The organism is Pseudoalteromonas sp. S4741, from assembly GCF_005886135.1.
Classification (GTDB): Bacteria; Pseudomonadota; Gammaproteobacteria; order Enterobacterales; family Alteromonadaceae; genus Pseudoalteromonas; species Pseudoalteromonas tetraodonis.
The window spans coordinates 1-7,304 of record NZ_PNCN01000185.1 but is presented as its reverse complement, the minus strand read 5'-3'; the positions used below and the strand labels follow the sequence as shown (position 1 = coordinate 7,304).

General features: G+C 39.3%; 7 protein-coding genes. 1 reads left to right on the top strand and 6 read right to left on the bottom strand.

Annotated elements, in window-relative coordinates; translation table 11 throughout:
* Positions 1 to 245: 245 nt before the first annotated feature.
* The 6 genes from CWC30_RS17340 to CWC30_RS17315 form a co-directional block, all read right to left on the bottom strand.
* The gene (locus CWC30_RS17340; RefSeq protein ID WP_024601388.1) at positions 246 to 689 is read right to left on the bottom strand and encodes a ferritin-like domain-containing protein; all 444 of its coding nucleotides are present in this window, start codon (positions 687 to 689) and stop codon (positions 246 to 248) included.
* Between the two features lie 171 nt (positions 690 to 860).
* Complete coding sequence (locus tag CWC30_RS17335) at positions 861 to 1,799, bottom strand: LysR family transcriptional regulator (protein WP_028835763.1); 939 nt, start codon at positions 1,797 to 1,799, stop codon at positions 861 to 863.
* A 16-nt stretch (positions 1,800 to 1,815) separates the two neighbouring features.
* Positions 1,816 to 3,534 (bottom strand): bifunctional isocitrate dehydrogenase kinase/phosphatase, encoded by a 1,719-nt coding sequence (gene aceK / locus CWC30_RS17330; protein WP_069439313.1) that lies wholly within the window; start codon positions 3,532 to 3,534, stop codon positions 1,816 to 1,818.
* 192 nt (positions 3,535 to 3,726) lie between these two features.
* Positions 3,727 to 4,209: a DUF4124 domain-containing protein gene (locus CWC30_RS17325; RefSeq protein WP_138627723.1), complete on the bottom strand. Its 483-nt coding sequence runs from the start codon at positions 4,207 to 4,209 to the stop codon at positions 3,727 to 3,729.
* Between the two features lie 145 nt (positions 4,210 to 4,354).
* Positions 4,355 to 5,851, bottom strand: coding sequence for a DUF3413 domain-containing protein (locus tag CWC30_RS17320; protein WP_138627722.1), 1,497 nt, complete (start codon positions 5,849 to 5,851; stop codon positions 4,355 to 4,357).
* Between the two features lie 5 nt (positions 5,852 to 5,856).
* Complete coding sequence (locus tag CWC30_RS17315; RefSeq protein WP_008109847.1) at positions 5,857 to 6,069, bottom strand: YejL family protein; 213 nt, start codon at positions 6,067 to 6,069, stop codon at positions 5,857 to 5,859.
* A 63-nt stretch (positions 6,070 to 6,132) separates the two neighbouring features.
* Between CWC30_RS17315 and yejK the strand changes: the two genes are divergently transcribed.
* Positions 6,133 to 7,149: a nucleoid-associated protein YejK gene (yejK, locus tag CWC30_RS17310; RefSeq protein WP_138627721.1), complete on the top strand. Its 1,017-nt coding sequence runs from the start codon at positions 6,133 to 6,135 to the stop codon at positions 7,147 to 7,149.
* The last annotated feature ends 155 nt before the right edge of the window (positions 7,150 to 7,304 follow it).

Sequence of the window (7,304 nt, the reverse complement as noted above, 5' to 3'; positions counted from 1 at the left end):
AAGTAAAAACCGAGCAACAAAGAGTAAATCGCCCCTAGGCAGAACCCTTCGGGCAGCGCCTGTTTGGTATTGATGCTGCGTTATCGCCTATTTATGGGGAATAACCACACCACATAGGCTCTGTCTTGCCTAAATACCAAACAGACTGCTGCAAATTCAACCTTAAAAGGTCAACAGACCCTAATAACTCTCCTATTGTTATTTAACAACCAAAGGGCCGTAAGGCCCTTTTATAGTTTTTAAACTTAATGTTTTTGCATTTTACTCATTTCTGCATGACAGCTTTGCATGGTAAGCAATACTTTTGACAGCGCCGCTTCACAATCATGTGATTGAGGCTTTTTTAACGCTGTTTTGATTTCTTCTAAGGTTTTATCTTCTACTTCTTCAAGCTCTTTAATGTAGGTTTGGTCGTTATCGCTAGTGAATGTACTGAGCAAAGCGGTAAATGCTCTGCGTGCTTCTACCGCGAACGAAGAGCCATCTTCACGTGCGCCTTGTTGATTAATTGCATAGGGTTGTAAGCTTTCAACACTTACTTTGCGGGCGTCAATCATGCGCTGAAATAATGCACTTACGCTAGGATCTTGTACTTTATCTTGTGCTTTTTCGTAAAAGTCGATACCGCTATTCATTACTTGGATAATGTCGGTGATATGATTTATCTCTTGTCCTTGATGGGTGCTCATAATAATGACCTCTGTTAATTTAAAATACATAGATAACTAAGCAAGCGGCATTCCAACGCGGTTTTATTTTTAACTAATTGTTTTTCATAGTTTTATTATTGTGGGGAGGTCTAGTCAAGCTTGCTAACATGCTGCTAGCAAGCAGAATTTACATAAAAGCATGTAAGAAGGTTATTTAAGCTCTTCAGCTACTTCGGCTACTTTTTGACGTAACCAAATATGGCTAGCATCTCTGTGTAACAAAGGGCTCCATATCATATCAAGTTCAAATGGTGGAATAGGAAAAGGTGGCTCAAGTATTTTAAGCCCTGGATCGTCTACATAAATATTGGCCGCTTTTGAGGGTAAAGTCGCCACGAGGTTTTTTTCTTTCGCTAAATGAATCGCAACATGGTAGTTACGAGTAAAGGTGGCAATATTTCGATGCTTCCCAAAATGGGCGAGCGCTTCGTCAACCCAACCCAGCTTTTGCACATCTTTAGGATCCATGCCAACCCCAACACCAAAGCCTGTTTTACTTACCCAAATATGACGGGCTTTTAAATAGCTATCTAGGCTAAAGTTTTCAATAATAGGGTTGTCGGATCTTACTAAACAGCAAAAGCTATCTTTCCAAATTCGCTTATGATGAAACGATTGCGGTAAGTTCTCAAAGCGGTTAATTGCCATGTCTACTTTACCGTTTTCTACATCATGAAAAGTTACATCGCTGGGCGTTAAAATATCTAATGTGGTGTCTGGAGCTTCTTCATGTAATTTCCCTAACAAACGCGGTGCCATGGTACTGGCTGCATAGTCACTGGCCATAATTCTAAACACGCGTTTACTTTGTTTAGCTTCAAATTCGCGATTAGGTGCTAGCGTTTCCTCAAGCGTCATCAAAATACCGCGAATAACAGGCTGTAACTCAATAGCGCGCTCGGTCGGCACCATACCATCGCTGGTACGCACTAAAATAGGATCGTTAAAAAGGTTACGTAGGCGTTTCAGTCCATTACTCATTGCCGGTTGAGTAATACTAAGCTGGTTAGCGGCACGAGTAACGTTACATTCGCGCAGTAATGTATCGAGATAAACCAGTAAATTTAAATCTATTTTACTTATATTCATTGTGTGTCCTTAACGTTTACCAGTAATGGATAAAACGCTGTGCTGTAGGATAGGGATAAATATGACTCACCTTTCCATTTTTTATATTTTGTTGGGCTTGTTTCCAAAAGCTCACATCAAGTAGTTCTGGGTGCGTACTGGTTAAAAATTGTTTATATGTTGGGTTAGGCATTACAAAGGTACATAATTGCTCTGGAAATACATCTTGCGGAGCAACCGAGTAACTTTGTTCATCCATTAAATAATCATCATAACTTTTTGCTTTGGGTAGTGCTCTAAAGTTCATGTCTGTTAAATATTGCACTTCATCGTAATCATAAAAAATAATACGTTTGTGCTTACTTACACCAAAGTTCTTTAACAGCATATCGCCAGGGAAAATATTCACGGCAATCATTTCTTTAAGCGCCTGGCCATACTCTTCAATGGCATCGGCGGCACTTTTTTCGTCTGCATTTTCTAAAAAAAGATTAAGCGGTGTCATTCGCCGTTCAATATACAAATGTTTTATGATTAACCACTCACCCTCAATCACCATCGATGAGCCAATGGTTTTGTGCAACTGTGCTAACAAGTTACTATCAAATCGTGCCAAAGGAAATACGACGTTTGAATACTCTATGGTGTCAGCCATTCGGCCAACACGGTCATGACTTTTAACCAGTTGATAGCGTTTTAATACCGTATCGCGACCAAACGGCTTACTTTCGCCAAATTTATCTTTAATAACTTTAAATACATAACCAAACGAGGGTAGGGTAAATACCATCATCACCATACCCGGTGTACCGGGAGCAATGGTAAATTCGTCATTAGAATGGATTAAATGATTCAAAAACTCGCGATAAAACTCGGTTTTACCTTGTTTATGAAAGCCTATGGCGTTGTAAAGCTCGGCGAGGGTTTTATTAGGCATAAGTTGATTTAAAAACCGCACTAACGCTGAAGGAGCGTGAGTTTCTACCATAAAATAGGCACGCGCAAAGCCAAAAATAACGCGCATTTGCGACGACTTTGTAAGTAAGGCATCTAAATAAAGGCCTTTATCTTCATGGTGTAACACGGCAATAATAAAAGGCTGAACGCCACTTTGCGATACAACGCGCCCCACAATGTAAGCGGCTTTATTACGATAAAACGGGGTATGTAATATATCAAAACGCATTTGCCAATGTTGGTGGTGTGTATCGGGTGCTTGTTTATAAAAGGCTTTAACTAATAAACGAATATCGCGTTCTAGATTGACAAAGTCGGCTTTAAAATCAAAGTGATTAATAATGCGTTTAATGGTGGGCTTTAAACCATCTACAACAGGAAAATAACTACGGTATTCAGCTTCAACGGGCACTGAAGGCGCATCTTTGAGCGTAGCTTCTACAAAAATAAAGTCATTATGAAAATAGCGGCGGTGGTACAAGCGGCAGAATACTGAATTATAAAATGTTTCAGCAAGTTCTGCTTGCGGATGAAAACATAAAAAGTGTTGGTAAAGCTTTTTCACTTCAAGCCATAAGCTTTCGTTTAGTGCGTCTGTTTGCTGGCGTTCTCGTAGTGTTTTTGTTGTTTCGTTCACCCGATCATCATAATAGCTTATACGCAGGCGACTTATATCATTAATAGCTTGCCAGTCTCTTTTAGCAAAAGCGTAGGGAGCCTTGGCTGTCGTTCTTTGAAACAGCAAATAATGCTTTTTAAAACCGGTTAAAATTAATTCAGCAATTTGGCGTGGTTGCATCAGTACTCCTTAATAGACGCCTTTAGGTGTTTAGGATAATGCCGGTGGATACCATTTAATTTGTAAAAGCGGGTCAAAGGAAATTACACCACTAAACACACAATAGAGTTTATGCTCTATGGATGTAAAGGGTATGTTATTTTATATTTAAAACCAAGCTAATTAAGATGATATTTATTGAAGTTAGCCTGATCAAGGTTGATAGGCATCAATCTTTTTTTGTAACTTTTTAATACGCTTTTCAATCAATGCTTTATCTTTTTTATATTGCTTATCTAATGTTTTCTGTGTGTTTCTAATATCTTTGCTAATACGCTTTTTATCATCTGCGCTCAATATATGATTTAAACGCTGCTGTTGTTTAAAATCAGCCCTGTCTTTTTCTCGTAAAAGTATTGCTAACTTATGCTGATTACTGCGCAGCTCTGCTTCTAGGTTGGAAATAATCGTATCTCGTTCCAGCTCGTTTAACTGTTTAGTATAGTTTATTTCTTTACCCGTTTGCTTAGGCTCAGTGGCGATTATTGTGTGTGAGGTAGCATTATCACTACAAGGAAACTGAGAGAAAGTGGTACCTTTGGGGGTGACGCACTTAAAGTAGGTGGCTTGCGCTGAAGTATATGTACTTAAACAAAAAAGACAGGCGGTAACGATCAGGTTAATAATTTTACACATAACAGTTATCCTTAACATGCGCTACTGAGCTTAAAAATAATTGATGCTAAAAACTATAACCTAGGTTGTTGGGATAGCAAGTGCAAAGGAGTAATAACAGAAACTAAGCGAGTCAGTTTTAATGACTCGCTCGTATTATGAGGTGCTATTGAGAAAATGTTTTGAGCTTTTTAATACCATGCACTAAAAATGGAATATCAAGCCCTTGTTCAATTGAAAACCCTTCAGCGGCAGAGATATTTCTAAAATTCCCATCACGATCAATAAGCGTGATTCTATCTTTTTTGTAAGCAATCACCACGCCTTGCGAGTAATTAACCCCAATATTATTACTTTTACTGTACAAGTTTTCGCCCAGCATAGTTTGCTGCGCAATCGCATTACAGTTTAAGTATTGACCAAGGCTTGTAGCGATAATATCGCTAGGCTGAATCAAACCGTTCACCTTAGAAATAAATTTATCGGAGCTATACAATGTTGACGTGGTTACAATTTCATTGCTATCTTGCGAGATACTAAAAGCAAAAAATTCGGTGGCGTCATCACGTACAGTGGCGTTTTCAGCCCCTTTAACAATTCTTATTGCACTGTCTTTATGTGCTTGCTCGTTAATAAAGCTCAGTTCATCAATACCGGCCACTTCCACACTACGGCGTTGGCTTTGCCAAACGGGTAACGTTTGCTGCTCAATAATGTTCGTTTTGTAAAATGCTGGCAAGCCGTACACAAGCCCAAATAACATATCACTATGATCTGTGGGTTGTAAAAATTGCGTGTTTTTATAAATACTTTGTTGGCTGGCAACAAACTTTGCTAGCTGCTCGTCATTATCAAACACCAATATATCAACTTTTGCTGCGCTGTAATCTTCACATTTTTTTAATGGAGCAGGTGCTTGATAATTAATACCTTGGTTATTAATTTTAACGTTGTGCGCTTGCTCGTAGCTTTCAACATCCAGCAAATCGTTTTTAGCGAGTAAGCTTTTTGCCGTAGTCGGGTACGAAAGCGGTAGTACATTATCTTGTTTAGTGATATCAAATTTTAAATTGGCATCAGCCCAAATATGAATGCTGTGGCTTAGCGCAAAACAAATCACTAAAAATGAACCGGCATAACGGGCAAATTTAAACTGTTTTAAACGCCCTAAATGATGCCAAGTAAAATTACTAACAGTCAATTGAAACGCTAATATTGCTAACACTATGCTACCTGCAAGCAAGGTGGTAAGTGCGGGTGAGTTTGTTACACGATGCCACAACAGTGAAATAATTTCAGGCAGTGCAGAGGCATTTAAGTGATAACCTAAGTTAAAGTAGACGTAAGCGTCTAAAGTCAGTATTGAGGCCCCGATAGTTGCAATCACTGCTGCCATACCGCGTATATGCCGTGGGTAGGGGAATACTAAACTCAAAGGGAAAACCGTCAGCACAAACGCTAAAAATGCAATAAAGCTAGTGTGGCTTAGCCAAGTAACCATCATATAGGTTATACCCATATAAGTGGTCGGTGGCGAATCGGCAAATAAATAGCTTAAGCTAATTAAAAGCGCTAAGCCAATATTGGCAAATGTAAACCAATGGCCCCAACTTAATAATTGACTCGCTTTCGATGAAAACTGGTTGTGCTGCGATAAATTCATAGAGTTTACTTAACCGACTGCGCGAGTGCTTTTGCAAAGTTCTCGGTAACGGCTTGTCTTTTCCCTGTAGGTACATGCTCTTTTAAGATATGCGTGATAGAATTTCCTAAACACATAAGACTTAAATCAACCGGCGCATTGTGTTTTGATAAAACATCAATAAGCTGATCGACGATTTGTTCTACTTCTTCATTAGAGTATTTTGATAAGATTGGCATCAGTTGGTTCAATAAAAAGAGTTATATTCCCGTATTTTAACACCAGAGGCGTGAAAAACAAAGATGGCAATAGATGTTAAAAAATTAGTCGTACACTATGTAGACAAAAAAGATGACGACACTCAAATTCACCTTCGTAACGACGAAATGACTATCAACGATAAAGTGGCTGTATTCATTGAGCAATTACACCATGCCTACAATGGCAAGCCAGGTAAAGGGTTTTGTGCATTCAGTGGCGAAAAAAACAGTATTGTAGCCTCTACCATGCAAAGCTATCGTAATAATGAGCTTGGCTTTTGGCACATGACCGAGCAGGCATCAACGGTGTTAAAAGAAGAGTTAGATAAATACGCCTTTAACGAAACCGGCTATTTAGTATTTTGTCATTATCAGTACGTGGCGACTGATTATATGTTGATTGCTATGATCAATATTAAAGAGCATTACTCAATGACCTCTGAGCTTGATTTAGCCGCATCGCGTCATTTAGATATTTCGCGTATGCAATTGGCTGCTCGTATTGATTTAACCGCATGGGATACCCAAGCAGAAGACAATCGTTATATTTCATTTATTAAAGGTCGTGCAGGGCGTAAAGTCGCTGACTTTTTCTTAGACTTTTTAGGTTGTGAAGAGGGCATTGATCCTAAGCAGCAAAGTCAAGTGATGCTCAATGCGGTAGAAGACTACTTATCAGAGCAAGAGTTTGATAAATCTGAAAAAGACGAGTTACGTAAGCAAGTATTCGATTACTGTAACGACTGTGTTACCACGGGTGAAGAAGCTAATGTGAGTGAACTTTCAGCAACGCTTACCAAAGGCGACGACAACCCGTTTGAAAGCTTTTGTAAAGAGCAAAGCTATGATTTAGAAGAGTCATTCCCGGTTGATAAAAAAACGCTAACCAGTATGGTTAAATTTTCAGGCTTAGGCGGTGGAGTCAGTATCAGTTTTGAGCGTAAGCATTTAGGCGAGCGTGTAACTTATAATGAAGCCACTGATACGTTAGTGATCAAAGGTATTCCACCAAACCTAAAAGATCAACTACAGCGCTTTATGGAACAACAGCAAGATTAAACTCACAGCGGGCTGCGAGCTACGGGTTTCGGGATCAGGCTCGTAACCCGATCCCCGCTGCCCGTTAACTTTCGATTGTAACTTTACCCTCTAAAAGCGCAGTGTCTCTTAGCCCTCTTTGTGAATAATTCCTTTGCGCGGCATAAAGCCCCGCC